This is a genomic window from Tardiphaga sp. 841_E9_N1_2 (assembly GCF_051811065.1).
GTDB lineage: Bacteria > Pseudomonadota > Alphaproteobacteria > Rhizobiales > Xanthobacteraceae > Tardiphaga > Tardiphaga robiniae.
Window position 1 is genome coordinate 1,974,015 of the sequence record NZ_JBPWQC010000001.1, and the last position, 15,039, is coordinate 1,989,053.

Consider the following 15,039-nt stretch of genomic DNA (forward strand, 5'->3'; position numbering starts at 1 on the left):
CTGTAAGTTATTGGAATCACATGAATCTCGTCATTGTCGAGTCGCCTTCAAAGGCCAAGACGATCAACAAGTATCTGGGCAAGGACTATGAGGTCCTGGCGTCGTTCGGCCATGTCCGCGACCTTCCCGCCAAGAACGGATCGGTCGATCCCGACGCCAATTTCCAGATGATCTGGGAGATCGACCCCAAGGCCGCCAGCCGGCTGAACGACATCGCCAAGGCCGTCAAAGGCGCCGACAAGCTCATTCTCGCGACCGACCCTGATCGCGAAGGCGAAGCGATCTCGTGGCACGTGCTCGAAGTCCTCAAGCAGAAGCGCGCGCTGAAAGACCAGAAAATCGAACGCGTGGTGTTCAACGCGATCACCAAGCAGGCCGTCACCGACGCGATGAAGAACCCGCGCGAGATCGATGGCGCACTGGTCGATGCCTATATGGCGCGCCGTGCACTCGATTATCTGGTGGGCTTTACGCTTTCTCCTGTGCTGTGGCGCAAGCTGCCCGGCGCCCGCTCCGCCGGCCGCGTGCAATCGGTCGCGCTGCGCCTGGTCTGCGACCGCGAGCAGGAAATCGAGAAGTTCATCCCGCGCGAATACTGGTCGCTGGTGACCACGCTGGCGACGCCGCGCGGCGAGAGTTTCGAAGCCCGCTTGGTCGGCGCTGACGGCAAGAAGATCCAGCGTCTCGATATCGGCACCGGCGCCGAAGCCGAGGACTTCAAGAAGGCCATCGAAGCCGCCAACTTCACGGTCTCCACGGTCGACGCAAAACCCGCGCGCCGCAATCCGCAAGCGCCGTTCACGACCTCGACGCTGCAGCAGGAAGCCAGCCGCAAGCTCGGCTTCGCGCCGGCGCACACCATGCGCATCGCGCAGCGTCTGTATGAAGGCATCGACATCGGCGGCGAGACCACCGGTCTCATCACCTATATGCGAACCGACGGCGTGCAGATCGACCCCTCCGCCATCACGCAGGCCCGCTCTGTCATCGGCGAAGACTACGGCAAGCAATATGTGCCGGACGCCGCGCGGCAATATACGAGCAAGGCCAAGAACGCGCAGGAAGCGCACGAAGCGATCCGTCCGACCGATATGTCGCGTCGCCCGGCGAGCCTGCGCGGCCGTCTCGATAGCGATCAGTCGCGGCTTTATGAATTGATCTGGATGCGCACCATCGCCAGCCAGATGGAATCCGCCGAGATGGAGCGCACCACCGTCGATATCGCTGCCAAGGCAGGATCGCGCCTGCTCGAATTGCGCGCCACCGGTCAGGTCGTGAAGTTCGATGGTTTCCTTGCGGTCTATCAGGAAGGCAAGGACGACGACGCCGAGGATGAAGATTCACGCCGCCTGCCCGCCATGAGCGAAGGCGAAGCGCTGAAGAAAGAAAACCTCGCGGTTACCCAGCATTTCACCGAACCGCCGCCGCGCTTCTCGGAAGCATCGCTGGTCAAGCGCATGGAAGAGCTCGGCATCGGCCGTCCCTCGACCTATGCATCGATCCTGCAGGTGCTGAAGGATCGCGGCTACGTTCGGCTTGAGAAGAAGCGCCTGTACGGCGAGGACAAGGGCCGCGTCGTCGTCGCCTTCCTCGAAAACTTCTTCGCCAAATATGTGGAATACGATTTCACCGCGGCGCTGGAAGAGAACCTCGACAGGATCTCCAACAACGAGATTTCCTGGCAGCAGGTGCTCAAGGATTTCTGGACCGACTTCATCGGCGCCGTGAACGAGATCAAGGATCTGCGCGTGGCGCAGGTGCTGGATGCGCTCGACGAGATGCTCGGCCCGCACATCTACGCGCCGCGCGAAGACGGCGGCGATCCGCGCCAGTGCCCGACCTGCGGCACCGGTCGTCTCAATCTGAAGGCCGGCAAGTTCGGCGCCTTCGTCGGCTGCACGAATTATCCGGAATGCCGCTACACGCGTCCGCTCGCAGCGGACTCGGGCGCCAATGCCGATCGCGTGCTCGGCCCCGATCCGGTGTCAGGTCTCGAAGTCGCGGTGAAGGCCGGACGTTTCGGGCCCTATATCCAGCTTGGCGACGCCAAGGATTACGAAGAAGGCGAGAAGCCGAAGCGCGCCGGCATTCCGAAGAACACGTCGCCCAGCGATGTCGAACTCGATCTGGCACTCAAGCTCCTGTCGCTGCCGCGCGAGATCGGCAAGCACCCGGAGACCGGCGAGCCGATCACCGCAGGCCTCGGCCGTTTCGGGCCGTTCGTGAAACATGAGAAGACCTATGCCAGCCTCGAGGCCGGCGACGAGGTGTTCGATATCGGCCTCAACCGCGCGGTCACGCTGATCGCCGAGAAAATCGCCAAGGGGCCATCAGGCCGTCGTTTCGGCGCCGATCCCGGCAAGCCGCTCGGCGACCATCCGACCCTCGGCGGCGTTGCCGTGAAGGGTGGACGCTATGGCGCCTATGTGACCGCGGGCGGCGTCAATGCGACGATCCCGAGCGACAAGACGCAGGAGACGATCACGCTCGAAGAGGCGATCGCGCTGATCGACGAGCGCGTGGCCAAGGGCGGCATCAAGCCGAAGCGCGGCGCCAAGAAAGCACCGGCGAAGAAGGCTGTCGCCAAGAAGGCCGACGCGGCCGAGAAGAAGCCGGCGGCCAAGAAGGCCGTTGCGAAGAAAGCCGCGGCAAAGCCAAAGGCTGAAACGGCTGCCGCCAGCAAGGCGCGCGCGCCGGTGAAGGCGAAGACATCGCCTGCGAAGAAGAAGGCCGCGAAAACGGTCGCGAAGAAAAGCGCTGGCTAGAACGGATAATTGTGAACAAGAAACGTGACAGCAGCTTTCCAACCAGGGATGCCATCGTCGCGTTCGTTCGCGCGTATCCCGGCAAGATCGGCACCCGCGAGATCGCGCGTGAATTCGGACTGAAGAACGCCGCCCGTGTCGAGCTCAAGCGCATGCTGCGCGAACTCGCCGACGAAGGCGCCATCGCCAAGAAAGGCCGCAGCGTGCGCGAGCCCGCAGCGCTGCCGCCGACAGTGCTGGTCGACATCACCTCCAGGGATGCCGATGGCGAGTTGATCGCCACGCCCGTCGAATGGGACGAGGCAGACGGCGTCGTACCAAAAATTCGCATTCATACGCCGCGCCGTCCCCTGCCCGGCACCGCGGCAGGTGTTGGTGACCGCGCATTGTTGCGCATCGAGAAGATCGAGAACGATGGCGAGTTAGCCAGCTATCAGGGCCGCGTCGTGCGGGTGCTCGAAGGTGCCCGCACGCGCCTGCTCGGCATCTATCGCGCGCTGCCGAATGGTGGCGGACGATTGATCCCGGTCGACAAGAAGCAGGCCGGGCGCGAACTCAACATCGCGGCATCCGACGCCAACGGCGCCGAGGACGGCGATCTTGTCAGTGTCGATCTCATTCGTACCCGCGGCTACGGCCTCGGCTCCGGCAAGGTGAAGGAACGGCTCGGTTCGCTCTCCTCCGAGAAAGCGGTCAGCCTGATCGCGATCCATTCCCACGATATCCCGCAGGCGTTCTCCCGCGATGCGCTGAAGGAAGCGGAAGCCGCGCAGCCTGCGACATTGCAGGGACGCGAAGACTGGCGCGACGTGCCGCTGGTCACCATCGATCCGCCGGACGCCAAGGATCATGACGACGCCGTCTATGCCGAACTCGATCCCGATCCGCACAATGCGGGTGGATACATCGTCACCGTCGCCATCGCCGATGTCGCCTTCTATGTGCGTCCCGGCTCGGCGCTCGATCGCGATGCGCTGATCCGCGGCAACTCCGTCTATTTCCCCGACCGCGTTGTACCGATGCTGCCGGAGCGCATCTCCAACGACCTGTGTTCGCTGGTGCCGGGCGAACCGCGCGGCGCCCTCGCCGTACGCATGGTGATATCAGTCGATGGCCGCAAGAAGTCGCACACGTTCCATCGCATCCTGATGCGCTCGGCGGCCAAGCTGAATTACGCACAGGCGCAAGCCGCCATCGATGGCCATCCCGACGATACTACCGGCCCGCTGCTCGAACCGATCCTGAAGCCGCTTTACGCGGCCTATGCACAGGTGAAGCTCGCGCGCGACGAACGCGATCCGCTCGATCTCGACATCCCAGAGCGAAAAATCCTGCTGAAGAAGGACGGTACCGTCGATCGCGTCATCGTACCGGAGCGGCTCGACGCGCATAAGCTCATCGAAGAGTTCATGATCCTGGCCAACGTTGCCGCAGCCGAAACGCTTGAAAAGAAGGCTCTGCCGCTTATCTATCGGGTACATGATGAGCCTTCGGTGGAGAAGGTTCACAACCTGCAGGAATTCCTCAAGACCCTCGACATGCCGTTCGCCAAAGCGGGCGCATTGCGGCCATCGGTATTCAACCGGGTGCTGTCACAGGTCAAAGGTCAGGATTCCGAACCGCTGGTGAATGAAGTGGTTTTGCGCTCGCAAGCCCAGGCGGAATATGCCGCCGAGAATTACGGACATTTCGGTCTGAACCTGCGCCGCTACGCGCATTTTACCTCGCCTATCAGGCGATACGCAGATCTGATCGTACATCGCGCACTGATCCGTGCGCTCGGACTTGGCGAAGGCGCACTGCCCGAGACGGAAACCGTGGAAACACTGAGCGAAATCTCGGCACAGATTTCGGCCACCGAGCGCCGGGCCATGAAGGCCGAGCGCGAGACGTCCGACCGGCTGATTGCGCACTTCTTGGCCGACAAGATCGGCGCTACCTTCCGGGGCCGGATCTCCGGTGTCACCAGGGCTGGACTCTTTGTCCGATTGACCGAGACCGGCGCCGATGGCCTGATCCCGATCCGCACGTTGGGCACCGAATACTTCAACTATGATGAAGCTCGCCACGCCCTCGTCGGTACACGCAGTGGTGCCATGCATCGGTTGGGTGACGTCGTCGATGTCCGTCTGGTCGAGGCAGCCCCCGTTGCAGGTGCCTTGCGGTTCGAAATGCTCTCCGAGGGCAATACCGCCCCACGGAACCGCCGACGCGAACGTGCCCGCAGCAATGACGCTGCAGACCGGCCGCGTCATCCGGATGCCAAGCCTTCTGGTGCGACGAAGTTCAAATCGTCGAAGAAGCTCAAGGCGCCCAAAAAAGCCAAACCCGGTCGCAATGCCCGGCAGGCTGCCAAAGCTGACAAGGCTCGCGCCGGTGGTAACCCCGGCAAGCCGAAAAAGGGGTAACGTCATGATGACATTGACCACACCGAAGATCTGGAGCGCGACGCTGGATTCCTCCGCCAAACGCAATGTGTGGACCGCGATGAAGCGCGGCTTCGCCTGTCGCTGCCCGAACTGCGGCGAAGGCAAGATGTTTCGTGCCTTCCTGAAAACCGCAGATCACTGCGACAAGTGCGGACAGGATTTCTCTGCACACCGCGCCGATGATCTTCCCGCCTATCTCGTGATCGTCATCGTCGGTCACATCGTCGTGCCGATCGCATTGTGGATCGAGACCAACTACTCGCCATCGGTCGCGCTGCAACTTGCGATCTACCTGCCGATCACGCTGATCGCGTCGCTGTTGCTGCTGCAACCGGTCAAGGGCGCCGTGGTGGGATTGCAGTGGGCATTCCGCATGCATGGATTTGGCGACGGCCCGGCTGACTGATACGTTCTCCGTCCCCTTGAACAGCACGTAATAAGAAGAATTTCAGGAGACGGAATGAGCGACGCAGTCGAGATCGGCAAGGAAGCCGACCACCATCCCTATAAGCGTCCGCGCGACGCAGCGACCCTGATGCTGGTCGATCGCTCCGGCCCGATTCCGAAAGTGCTTGTCGGCAAGCGTCACGACAAGGTCGTGTTCATGCCCGGCAAGTTCGTCTTCCCCGGCGGCAGCGTCGACACCACCGACAACAAGATTCCGGTGGCTGCACCTTTGCCGCCGGAGCTTGAAGCCAACCTGATGAAAGGCAGCCCGAAGACGCCGCCGTCGCGCGCGCGTTCGCTCGCTGTCGCCGCGATCCGCGAAGCCTGCGAAGAAACCGGCCTCTGCCTCGGCCGCAAGGTTGATGGCGCGACCAGGAAGCTCCCCGGCGTATGGGAAGCTTTTAGCGATGCAGGTCTCCTGCCCGATCCCTCGGGCCTGTTTCTGATTGCGCGCGCCATCACGCCGCCCGGCCGTATCAAGCGCTTCGATACGCGTTTCTTCACGGCTGACGCATCGTCGATCGCGCATCGCGTCGAGGGCGTCGTGCATGCCGATGCCGAACTGGTGGAACTGGTCTGGGTCGAACTCGGCTCCGCGCATCTCGCCGACGCGCACGCAATGACGAAGAACGTGCTTAATCAATTGCAGCAGCGTCTTGCCACAGGCCCGCTCCGTCACGACGCGCCGCTGCCCTTCTTCCATTGGTACAGCGGCAAGATGCAACTCGATATGCTGCCCGGCGAAAGCTGAGTTAATCAAGTAAGACGTCTCGCTTTTCGACCTATTCTAATTCTAACTGTTTCCGTAGTGGGATAACTGGTGTGGCGCGGTAAGCTACCGTTGCTTGCTCACAGGAATTCCCAGTTATGGGACAGATGAATTGGACGCCGCAGGTCGAGTCTTCGACATTTACGCGCGCGTCACTGGAATATCGTCGCAAGGCGTCGGCACTCAGCCAGCGCGCCAGCGTGGAAGCTGACCCACGCAAAGTTCGTGCATTGCTACAACTCGCCATCTCGTGGATTCAGGTTGCTGAAAACGAAGAGCTGATGGCGAGCGAGTATCGCGCCAGCGCGCACATGCACAGTTTCTGACACGAGAAGACGCCGCATCCGCGGCGCCTTCCTGCTCTGCCAGACCCATCGTCAGATCTGAGCGAGGCCACCGTCGACGAACAATTCTGCGCCGGCGACGAAGCTGGAGTCATCCGATGCCAGGAACAGCACCGCCTTCGCGACTTCGTCCGCGGTACCGAGACGGCCGAGTGGCACCAGCGTCTTGAGGAATCCCTTCACGTCATCATTGGCGAAGACGTCCAGGCCAGGCGTCTGGATCGGCCCGGGGCTGACGACATTGACGCGGATTCGGCGTGCCTTGAGATCGGCGGTCCAGCTGCGCGCAAAGGAACGGATCGCAGCTTTGGTCGCGTTGTAGACGCTGAAGGACTCCATGCCCTTCGATCCCGACACCGAGCCGGTGAGAACCACCGAGGCACCGTCAGAGAGCAGCGGCAGTGCCTGCTGCACCGTGAACAAAACGCCTTTCACATTGATGTCGAACATCTTGTCATAGACGTCTTCGGTGATCTGGCCGAACGCGCTCAATTCATAGCCGCCGGCATTGGCGAACAGCACGTCGATCTTGCCCTTGGCAGCCTTCACCGTATCGAACAGATGCGCGAGATCGGCGAGCTTGGCCGCGTCCGCCCGCACGCCGACGGCCTTCGGACCGAGCTGCTTCACGGCGGCATCGAGCTCGGCCTGGCGGCGGCCGGTGATGAACACGGTGGCGCCTTCGTCGATAAAGCGCTGCGCGGCGGCCAGACCGATGCCGGCGCTGCCACCGGTGACGACTGCGATTTTGCCTTCGAGTTTGCGGGTCATGATGCTCTCCATCTTTTGGGGCGGCGCCATCGCCGTCCGACACGGAGAACATCGTCCATTCGCTCGTTAGCGGTTATGGGCTTGTTCGGATATTATTTATCCGTATTCTGGATGAATGACCGATACAGTCGCCCTTTTCCAGGCTTTCATCCGCGTCGTCGAAGCGGGCTCATTCACCCGTGTGGCTGAGGAGCAGAATTCCAGCCAGCCGACCGTCAGCCGCCAGGTGGCAACGCTGGAAGACCATCTCGGCACCCGATTGTTCACCCGCACCACGCGCAAGCTGACGCTCACCGATGACGGCCGCAGCTTCTACGAACGCGCCAAACTGGCGCTGGAAGCCGTTGCCGAGGCCGAGGGCGCCGTGGGACGCCGCCGGGCCAGACCATCAGGCACGTTGCAACTGGCCCTCCCGGTGGTGTTCGGACGGCTGCGGGTGATCCCGCATCTCAAGGGCTTTCTGGCGCGCTACCCCGATGTCAGTGTCGACCTCGTGATGAGTGACGGCTTCAGCGATCTGGTCGAGGACGGCATCGATCTCGCGATCCGCTCCGGCGTCGTGACCGACCCGAACCTGATCGCCAGAAAGATCGGCGTGACACGCCGCATCCTCGTGGCGTCGCCGTCCTATCTGCGCGGCAAGACGCAGCCTGCGCATCCGAACGATCTCATCGGGCATGATTGCATCCCCTATACGCGCTTCACCGGCGGCGTGACCTGGCGCTTCGAAAGTCCGGACGGCCCGATCGCTATCGAAGCCACGGGGCCGGTGCGCACCCAGAGTTCGGAAGGCATTCGCGAAGCCGTGATGTCCGGCCTCGGTATCGGGTTTGTGCCGATCTGGCATTTCAGGGATGAGATCGAGACCGGTCGTCTCATTGTGTTGCTTGAAGCCTTCGAACCGAAACCGGTGCCGATCAGCGCGGTCTATCCCTCGCGCCGCTTCGTGCCGCAGAAGACCCGCGCCATGATCGACTACCTGGAAACGCAATTCGCGATGGACCCAACGCTGAATCCGAAGAAGGGGTGAGCTCCGTCCTCATGGTGAGGAGGCGCTACTTTAGCGCCATCTCGAACCATGAGCTCCCGTCTCCATCCTTCGAGACGCGGCGAAGACGCCGCTCCTCAGGATGAGGTTCTGCGGATAATCTCGAAATCGCAATAATCTTCTCGTGAGCAGCATCTACCTGCGCGCGCTGGCGTCCCTATCTGTTCCCGACCAGCATCACGGGGAATTCCAGATGGCGAAGCGTCAGTTGAAGCTCGGGGCCTTCATGCGCCCGATCAGCATCCACACCGGCGCATGGCGCTATCCCGGCGCTCAGCCTGACGCCAACTTCAACTTTCCCTTCCTCAAACAGATGATCCGCAAGCTCGAGGCCGGCAAGTTCGACGCCTTCTTCATGGCCGATCATCTTGCCGTGCTGAATATGCCCGTCGAGGCGCTGAAGCGCAGCCACACGGTGACATCGTTCGAGCCCTTCACGCTGCTGTCAGCGCTGGCCGCCGTCACCGACAATATCGGCCTCGTCGCCACCGGCTCCACCACCTTTGACGCGCCCTATCACGTCGCCCGCCGCTTCGCCTCGCTGGACCATATCTCGGGCGGCCGCGCCGGCTGGAATATCGTCACCACATCCAATCCCGACGCAGCGCTGAACTTCGGCCTTGATGATCACATGGAGCATGCCGAGCGCTACAAGCGCGCGCGTGAATTCTATGACGTGGTCACCGGCCTGTGGGATTCCTTCGCCGATGATGCCTTCGTCCGCAATGTCGAGACCGGCATCTTCATGGATCCCGAGAAGATGCATGTGCTCGATCACAAGGGCCCGTATCTCTCGGTCCGCGGCCCGCTGAATATCGCCCGGCCCGTGCAGGGGTGGCCGGTGATCGTGCAGGCCGGCGCATCCGAAGACGGCAAGCAGCTTGCCGCCGAAACCGCAGAAGCAGTGTTCACCGGCGGCGGCGCGATCGGCGAAGCGCAAAAGCTCTATGCCGATATCAAGGGCCGCATGGCCGCGCTCGGCCGCGACCGCGACCATCTCAAGATCCTGCCCGGCGCCTTCGTGGTGGTCGGCGACAGCGTGGATGAAGCCAAGGAGAAACGCGCGCTGCTCGACAGCAAGGTGCATTACGCCAACGCTATCGCCTCGCTCTCGATCAATCTCGGCACCGATGCCTCCGTCTTCGATCCCGATGGCCCACTGCCCGAGATCCCGGAGACCAATGCCAGCAAGAGCGGCCGCGAGCGCGTCATCGCCCTCGCCCGGCGCGAGAACCTGACCGTGCGCCAGCTTGCCCAGCGCCTCGGCGGCTATGGCGGCTCCGCCTTCGTGGGCACGCCCCAGACCATCGCCGACGAGATGCAGGAATGGCTGGAAACCGAGGCCTCAGATGGCTTCAACATCATGTTCCCCTATCTGCCGGAGGGGCTGAACGACTTCGTCGACCGGGTGATCCCGGAACTCCAGAAGCGCGGGATTTTCCGCACGGAGTATGAAGGCCGGACGCTCCGCGAGAATTTGGGGCTACCGCGGCCCAAAAACCGCTTCTTTCCGGGTTAAGACCCGCAAATCCCCGGATTTACCGCCCCAGAAAACCTTGACTTTGGGGCGTTCGGGGCTAGGTTGCGCCCCAACACGGCCAGTTCTCTGGCTGTCACCCGATTCCCGACATTCAGAGGTTCTGCCATGGCCAAAGCGGTCACCATCAAGGTCAAGCTCGTTTCCACCGCGGACACCGGCTTCTACTACACCGCCAAGAAGAATTCGCGCACCATGACCGACAAGATGGTCAAGAAGAAGTACGATCCGGTCGCGCGCAAGCACGTCGAATTCAAGGAAGCCAAGATCAAGTAAGCGCTGATTACAGCTGCTGACGGATTTTGAACGGGGCCCTTATCGGGCCCCGTTTTCTTTTGACCTCTCCCGCGCAACGCGCGGGGCAAGGTTAAGTAAGAAGCCGAGCTCAATCGTTTCAATTTTAGCGATGCGTGCAGTATCGTGTTTACCCTGCCACAACTATGGCGGGCATGAAGCCTGCGATTGAAACGGTATTCACGTCATTTCGTGCGACAAGTCGGTATCATTCGACGCAATTGATTTGCATCGGGAGCGACCCTTGTCTTTTCGCGACACAGACACGACGGCTGGCCAGCTCACCTCCGCCGTGTCCATGGCAGGCATCGCCGTCCGCTACGCATTCTATTTCTTCGGAATGATCGTTTTCGGGATCATCGCCCTCGCCTTGATCTGGCAGTGGCACAACCGAACCCGGATCATCGATGACAAGCCCGCTTTCAGGATTGCAGACGGGAGTATCGCCAGACTTCCCGTGAGCACCGACATCGTTTCGCGCGCATCGAAGGCGCGGATCGACATCCTGCGCTATGGTACGCTGCAAAATCGCACGACGGACTTGGCGCTGGCGATCACATTCCCGAGCCGTGGCAGCGGAATGACGTCGCCGGGCATGGGTGTGCTGAGCAACGGCTTGCTCACTGATCTCAATTTCCGGACGCTCGCCGGGCATTTCGATCTCGAGACGCGCTACGGTCCCTACCATGCCGTTGAAATGCGCATCGAGGCCGATGGTCGCTGGAAACAGTGCCTAGCCTTCAGCTCACGCTTCGACACGAACGTGGTATTTGTCGCCGGCTGGACCTGCGATGCGACGGGCACCAAGCCCGGCGCCGATGCCCTTGCCTGCGCACTCGACAAGCTGGTGATCGACAAGGAATTGCCGACCAAGGAAGCCGACGCCTATCTGCGGGAACGCATGACACGGCCGGCGTTCTGTTCGTCCCGGCAGGTCTCACAGACCTTCGATACGGGATCGCGCCCGATCTCGCCGCCGTCCCGATGGTCGCAGCCGTCAGCGCGAACGCGGCTCTGATAGTAACTCAGGCGGCCGCAGCAACCACGCGGTTGCGGCCGTCGTGCTTGGCGCGGTACAGCGCCACGTCGGCACGCTTGAGCACGTCGGCGACGGGCTCGCCCTTCTTCTCCAGCGTCGACAACCCGATCGAGATCGTGACCTCGATACGCTTGTTGCCCTTGTCGATGGAGAACGGTTCGCCGGCGATCGAACGACGCAGACGTTCGGCGACCATGCTGGCCACATGCATGTCGGTTTCCGGCATGACGATGACGAATTCCTCGCCGCCGTAGCGACAGGCCAGATCGATGCCGCGGATTGACTTGCGAATGCGCACGGCGAATTCGCGCAGCACGTCGTCACCGCAATCATGGCCATGATTGTCATTGATCGACTTGAAGAAGTCGATGTCGAGCATCATCAGCGCCAGCGGCTTGCCGCGGGTGGCCGCCTGCTCTGCCAGCGTTTCCAGATGGCTTTCCATGTAGCGGCGGTTGTGCAGTCCGGTCAGACCGTCTGTGATCGCGGCTTCGATGGAGTGCTGCACATTGTCGCGCAGATGATCGGTGTAACGGCGGCGACGGACCTGCGTCCGCGCACGCGCCAGCAGCTCGTTCTTGTCCACCGGACGCATCAGGTAGTCGTTGACGCCGATCTCGAGACCGCGCAGCAGCCGCGGATTGTTATCGGCATCAGCAATCGCGAGAATCGGAATCTGCCGCGTGCGCTCCAGCGAACGCGCCTGGCTGCACAGCCGCAATCCGTCGTAATTCTCGAGGCTCAGCGAGACAATGAGCAGGTCGTAATTGCCCTCGGCGGCATGAAACAGCGCCTCGGTCGGATTGGGTTCGACATCGACGGTGTGTTCGGCCGACAGGACCGGCGCCAGCCGCTCATAGGATGACGGACGGTCGTCGACCAGCAGGATGCGTCCGCCCACACCCAGATCAGACACGGCGCTGCGCTCGGGCGCCTGTACGCCGATTTCCAGCGAGGTGATGGCGCGCATGCGCAACTCATCGGTCATCATCTTCAAACGCGTCAGCGAGCGTACGCGCGCCACCAGCACGGCATCGGCGACGGGCTTGGTGAGGAAGTCATCGGCGCCGGCTTCGAGGCCGCGCACGCGATCCGACGGCGAATCCAGCGCGGTGACCATGACCACCGGAATGAAATGCGTCTTCGGATTGGCTTTCAGGCGACGGCAGACTTCGAAGCCGTCCATGTCGGGCATCATGACGTCGAGCAGGATCAGATCGCATTCGGAACGCGCGCAGACTTCCAGCGCCTGTGCGCCGTTGGAGGCGGTGATGACGTCGAAATACTCCGCCGAGAGACGGGCTTCCAGAAGTTTCACGTTGGCGGGGATGTCATCGACGACAAGAATACGCGCTGACATAGGGAACTCCCTAACCGATGAACCGACGCACGGTTTCGATAAATTTTCCGACCGAAATGGGCTTTGATAAATAGGCTTCGCAGCCGCCTTCGCGGATACGTTCTTCGTCGCCCTTCATGGCGAAGGCTGTGACGGCGACGACGGGGATCATGCTGATCGCAGGATCCTTCTTGATCCAGCCGGTCACTTCGAGACCGGAGACCTGCGGTAGCTGAATATCCATGAGGATGAGATCGGGGCGGAGCGAGCGGACAAGATCGAGCGCTTCATAGCCATTGCTCGTGCCGACTGTCTGATAGCCATGGGCTTCCAGCAGGTCACGGAAGAGCTTCATGTTGAGCTCGTTGTCCTCCACGATCAGGACGGTTTTTGCCATCCCGCCCTCCAATCCAGAACCCGAGCGTTCTTGTTTCGCGGAGCATGATTGCCCTGCGTCACCGGCCAATGTGATGTTCGAAGCGAACTTCCAAATTCACTTCGGCCACCCGCCGAAGTGCCCGTGTACCGCGCGTATCCCTGCAACTGGAATCGCCCCGGTGACTCGGGCATGATGACTTAAAATAGAGACGATAAGTTACGGAAAGGCAAACACGCGTGATGAAAAAACCCCAGCGCCACCCCAGCGAAGTTGCTGAAATCGTTGCGATTCAGGCGCTGTCCTTCGTTGCCGGGGAACCTGAGCGGCTGGGCCTGTTCCTGTCCGAGAGTGGAATCGGTCCGGAGACTCTCCGCTCGGCTGCCAAGGATCCACAGTTCCTCGTCAGCGTGCTCGATTTCGTGCTGCGCGACGACGAGACCGTGAAGGCGTTTTCGGCGTCGTCGCAACTGGATCCCACCACCATCGCCGCCGCGCGGCACGCGCTCGATCCCCGCGGGCAGGACTTTACGTGAGCCCCTCTCCGGCAGAGCTGAGCGGACCGCGCTGCTTCTGCCGGGATTGCCTTGTCGATCTGGATGCACGCGTCAAGCGCTGCACGTCATGCGGGTCGCCGCGCCTGGTGCGACACCACGCGCTGCCGTCGCTGACGCTGGCGCATATCGACTGCGATGCGTTCTACGCCACCGTCGAGAAGCGCGACAATCCCGACATCGTCGATCGGCCTGTTATCATCGGCGGCGGCAAGCGCGGCGTGGTGTCCGCCGCCTGCTACATCGCGCGCACCTATGGCGTGCGCTCGGCGATGCCCATGTTCAAGGCGCTCGATCTCTGCCCCGACGCCGTCGTGGTGCGGCCCGACATGGCGAAATATGTCCGCGTCGGCCGTGAGGTCCGCCATGCCATGCAGGCGCTGACGCCGCTGGTCGAACCATTGTCGATCGACGAAGCCTTTCTCGATCTCTCAGGCACGCAGCGCGTCCACGGCATGATCCCCGCCAAGGTGCTGGCGAAATTCGCCGCCGACATCGAGCGCACTGTTGGCATCACGGTTTCGGTCGGCCTGTCGGTGAACAAGTTTCTCGCCAAGATCGCCAGCGATCTCGACAAGCCCCGCGGCTTCGCCACGCTTGATCAGGAAGACGCTGTGGCCATGCTCGCGGATCGGCCCGTCAGCTTCATCTTCGGCGTCGGCCCGGCGACCGCGGAGAAACTCTCGCAGCGCGGCTTTCGCAAGATCAGCGATCTACAGCGCGCCGATGAGACCGACCTGATGAAACAGTTCGGCGGCGAAGGCCGCAGGCTGTGGCGCCTCGCCCGCGGCATCGACGATCGCCTCGTCGTCGCCGATCGCGGCGCCAAAACGATTTCCAACGAGACGACGTTCAACGAGGACATCCGCGACTACGCCACGCTGGAAAAGATTCTGTGGCGCCTGTCAGAAAAGGTCTCGTCACGGCTGAAGAGCAGCGAATTATCCGGCACCACGGTCACGCTGAAACTCAAAACCGCGGATTTCCGCCAGCGCACCCGCTCGCAATCGATCCAGTCGCCCACGCAGATGGCGGCGCGCATCTTCGATATCAGCCGCGAGATGCTGGCAAAGGAAATCGACGGCACCGCCTTCCGCCTGATCGGCACCGGTGTCAGCGCGCTGAAGCCCGGCAACGAGGCCGGCGACGACAACATGCTCGACCGCCGCTCGTCGCATGCCGAGCGGGCGATGGACGATCTCAGGAAGAAGTTCGGCAGTGCCGCGGTGATCCGCGGCATTGCCTATGACGGACCGGAGAAGCCAAGGACATAATCCCCATAGGGATTGCGAACTTGTGATGTGCCCGGGCTTCCCACGCTGTGGTG

Annotated in this window: 14 protein-coding genes; 11 read left to right on the plus strand and 3 right to left on the minus strand. The window is 62.0% G+C overall.

Features of this window, described 5'->3' with window-relative positions; translation table 11 throughout:
- The first annotated feature begins 20 nt into the window (after positions 1-20).
- From topA to AB8A50_RS09520, 5 genes are all read left to right on the plus strand, one after another.
- Positions 21-2,765, plus strand: a complete 2,745-nt coding sequence (gene topA, locus AB8A50_RS09500) for a type I DNA topoisomerase (RefSeq protein WP_089263759.1) — start codon at positions 21-23, stop codon at positions 2,763-2,765.
- Between the two features lie 11 nt (positions 2,766-2,776).
- A complete protein-coding gene (gene rnr, locus AB8A50_RS09505; protein ID WP_439077510.1) occupies positions 2,777-5,173 on the plus strand; it encodes a ribonuclease R in 2,397 nt (798 codons plus the stop codon).
- Between the two features lie 4 nt (positions 5,174-5,177).
- Entirely contained in the window at positions 5,178-5,600 is a 423-nt protein-coding gene (locus AB8A50_RS09510) for a DUF983 domain-containing protein (RefSeq protein WP_089263757.1), read from the plus strand.
- Positions 5,601-5,654: 54 nt separating this feature from the next.
- Positions 5,655-6,392 (plus strand): NUDIX hydrolase, encoded by a 738-nt coding sequence (locus AB8A50_RS09515; RefSeq protein ID WP_089263756.1) that lies wholly within the window; start codon positions 5,655-5,657, stop codon positions 6,390-6,392.
- Positions 6,393-6,508: 116 nt separating this feature from the next.
- Positions 6,509-6,736, plus strand: coding sequence for a hypothetical protein (locus tag AB8A50_RS09520; RefSeq protein ID WP_089263755.1), 228 nt, complete (start codon positions 6,509-6,511; stop codon positions 6,734-6,736).
- A gap of 51 nt (positions 6,737-6,787) precedes the next feature.
- Here the strand turns inward: AB8A50_RS09520 and AB8A50_RS09525 are convergent, their stop codons facing one another.
- Positions 6,788-7,525 (minus strand): SDR family oxidoreductase, encoded by a 738-nt coding sequence (locus AB8A50_RS09525; RefSeq protein ID WP_439077511.1) that lies wholly within the window; start codon positions 7,523-7,525, stop codon positions 6,788-6,790.
- Positions 7,526-7,640: 115 nt separating this feature from the next.
- Here AB8A50_RS09525 and AB8A50_RS09530 point away from each other — a divergent pair, with 115 nt between their 5' ends.
- The 4 genes from AB8A50_RS09530 (at position 7,641) to AB8A50_RS09545 (ending at position 11,422) form a co-directional block, all read left to right on the plus strand.
- Positions 7,641-8,555, plus strand: a complete 915-nt coding sequence (locus AB8A50_RS09530; protein ID WP_439077512.1) for a LysR substrate-binding domain-containing protein — start codon at positions 7,641-7,643, stop codon at positions 8,553-8,555.
- 211 nt (positions 8,556-8,766) lie between these two features.
- Positions 8,767-10,092 (plus strand): LLM class flavin-dependent oxidoreductase, encoded by a 1,326-nt coding sequence (locus AB8A50_RS09535; RefSeq protein WP_439079951.1) that lies wholly within the window; start codon positions 8,767-8,769, stop codon positions 10,090-10,092.
- 126 nt (positions 10,093-10,218) lie between these two features.
- Positions 10,219-10,386 carry a 50S ribosomal protein L33 gene (gene rpmG, locus AB8A50_RS09540; RefSeq protein WP_068732385.1) on the plus strand — a complete coding sequence of 56 codons (168 nt, stop codon included), beginning with the start codon at positions 10,219-10,221 and terminating at the stop codon, positions 10,384-10,386.
- A gap of 262 nt (positions 10,387-10,648) precedes the next feature.
- Entirely contained in the window at positions 10,649-11,422 is a 774-nt protein-coding gene (locus AB8A50_RS09545) for a hypothetical protein (protein WP_439064175.1), read from the plus strand.
- A 7-nt stretch (positions 11,423-11,429) separates the two neighbouring features.
- On the opposite strand, the gene AB8A50_RS09550 is transcribed toward AB8A50_RS09545, so the two are convergent.
- Together AB8A50_RS09550 and AB8A50_RS09555 are read right to left on the minus strand one after the other, a co-directional pair.
- Entirely contained in the window at positions 11,430-12,803 is a 1,374-nt protein-coding gene (locus tag AB8A50_RS09550) for a PleD family two-component system response regulator (RefSeq protein WP_089263751.1), read from the minus strand.
- Between the two features lie 10 nt (positions 12,804-12,813).
- Positions 12,814-13,179, minus strand: coding sequence for a response regulator (locus tag AB8A50_RS09555; RefSeq protein ID WP_068732379.1), 366 nt, complete (start codon positions 13,177-13,179; stop codon positions 12,814-12,816).
- 221 nt (positions 13,180-13,400) lie between these two features.
- Here AB8A50_RS09555 and AB8A50_RS09560 point away from each other — a divergent pair, with 221 nt between their 5' ends.
- Positions 13,401-13,694 carry a DUF3572 domain-containing protein gene (locus tag AB8A50_RS09560; RefSeq protein WP_439077513.1) on the plus strand — a complete coding sequence of 98 codons (294 nt, stop codon included), beginning with the start codon at positions 13,401-13,403 and terminating at the stop codon, positions 13,692-13,694.
- Complete coding sequence (locus tag AB8A50_RS09565; RefSeq protein ID WP_439077514.1) at positions 13,691-14,986, plus strand: DNA polymerase IV; 1,296 nt, start codon at positions 13,691-13,693, stop codon at positions 14,984-14,986. The genes AB8A50_RS09560 and AB8A50_RS09565 overlap by 4 nt, the downstream gene beginning before the upstream one ends.
- The last annotated feature ends 53 nt before the right edge of the window (positions 14,987-15,039 follow it).

Bases quoted from the DNA above. Each gene is read 5' to 3' on its own strand.
- topA (WP_089263759.1), top strand. From the start codon at position 21: ATGAATCTCGTCATTGTCGAGTCGCCTTCAAAGGCCAAGACGATCAAC.
- AB8A50_RS09510 (WP_089263757.1), top strand. From the start codon at position 5,178: ATGATGACATTGACCACACCGAAGATCTGGAGCGCGACGCTGGATTCC.
- AB8A50_RS09515 (WP_089263756.1), top strand. From the start codon at position 5,655: ATGAGCGACGCAGTCGAGATCGGCAAGGAAGCCGACCACCATCCCTAT.
- AB8A50_RS09520 (WP_089263755.1), top strand. From the start codon at position 6,509: ATGGGACAGATGAATTGGACGCCGCAGGTCGAGTCTTCGACATTTACG.
- AB8A50_RS09525 (WP_439077511.1), bottom strand. From the start codon at position 7,525: ATGACCCGCAAACTCGAAGGCAAAATCGCAGTCGTCACCGGTGGCAGC.
- AB8A50_RS09530 (WP_439077512.1), top strand. From the start codon at position 7,641: ATGACCGATACAGTCGCCCTTTTCCAGGCTTTCATCCGCGTCGTCGAA.
- AB8A50_RS09535 (WP_439079951.1), top strand. From the start codon at position 8,767: ATGGCGAAGCGTCAGTTGAAGCTCGGGGCCTTCATGCGCCCGATCAGC.
- rpmG (WP_068732385.1), top strand. From the start codon at position 10,219: ATGGCCAAAGCGGTCACCATCAAGGTCAAGCTCGTTTCCACCGCGGAC.
- AB8A50_RS09550 (WP_089263751.1), bottom strand. From the start codon at position 12,803: ATGTCAGCGCGTATTCTTGTCGTCGATGACATCCCCGCCAACGTGAAA.
- AB8A50_RS09555 (WP_068732379.1), bottom strand. From the start codon at position 13,179: ATGGCAAAAACCGTCCTGATCGTGGAGGACAACGAGCTCAACATGAAG.
- AB8A50_RS09560 (WP_439077513.1), top strand. From the start codon at position 13,401: ATGAAAAAACCCCAGCGCCACCCCAGCGAAGTTGCTGAAATCGTTGCG.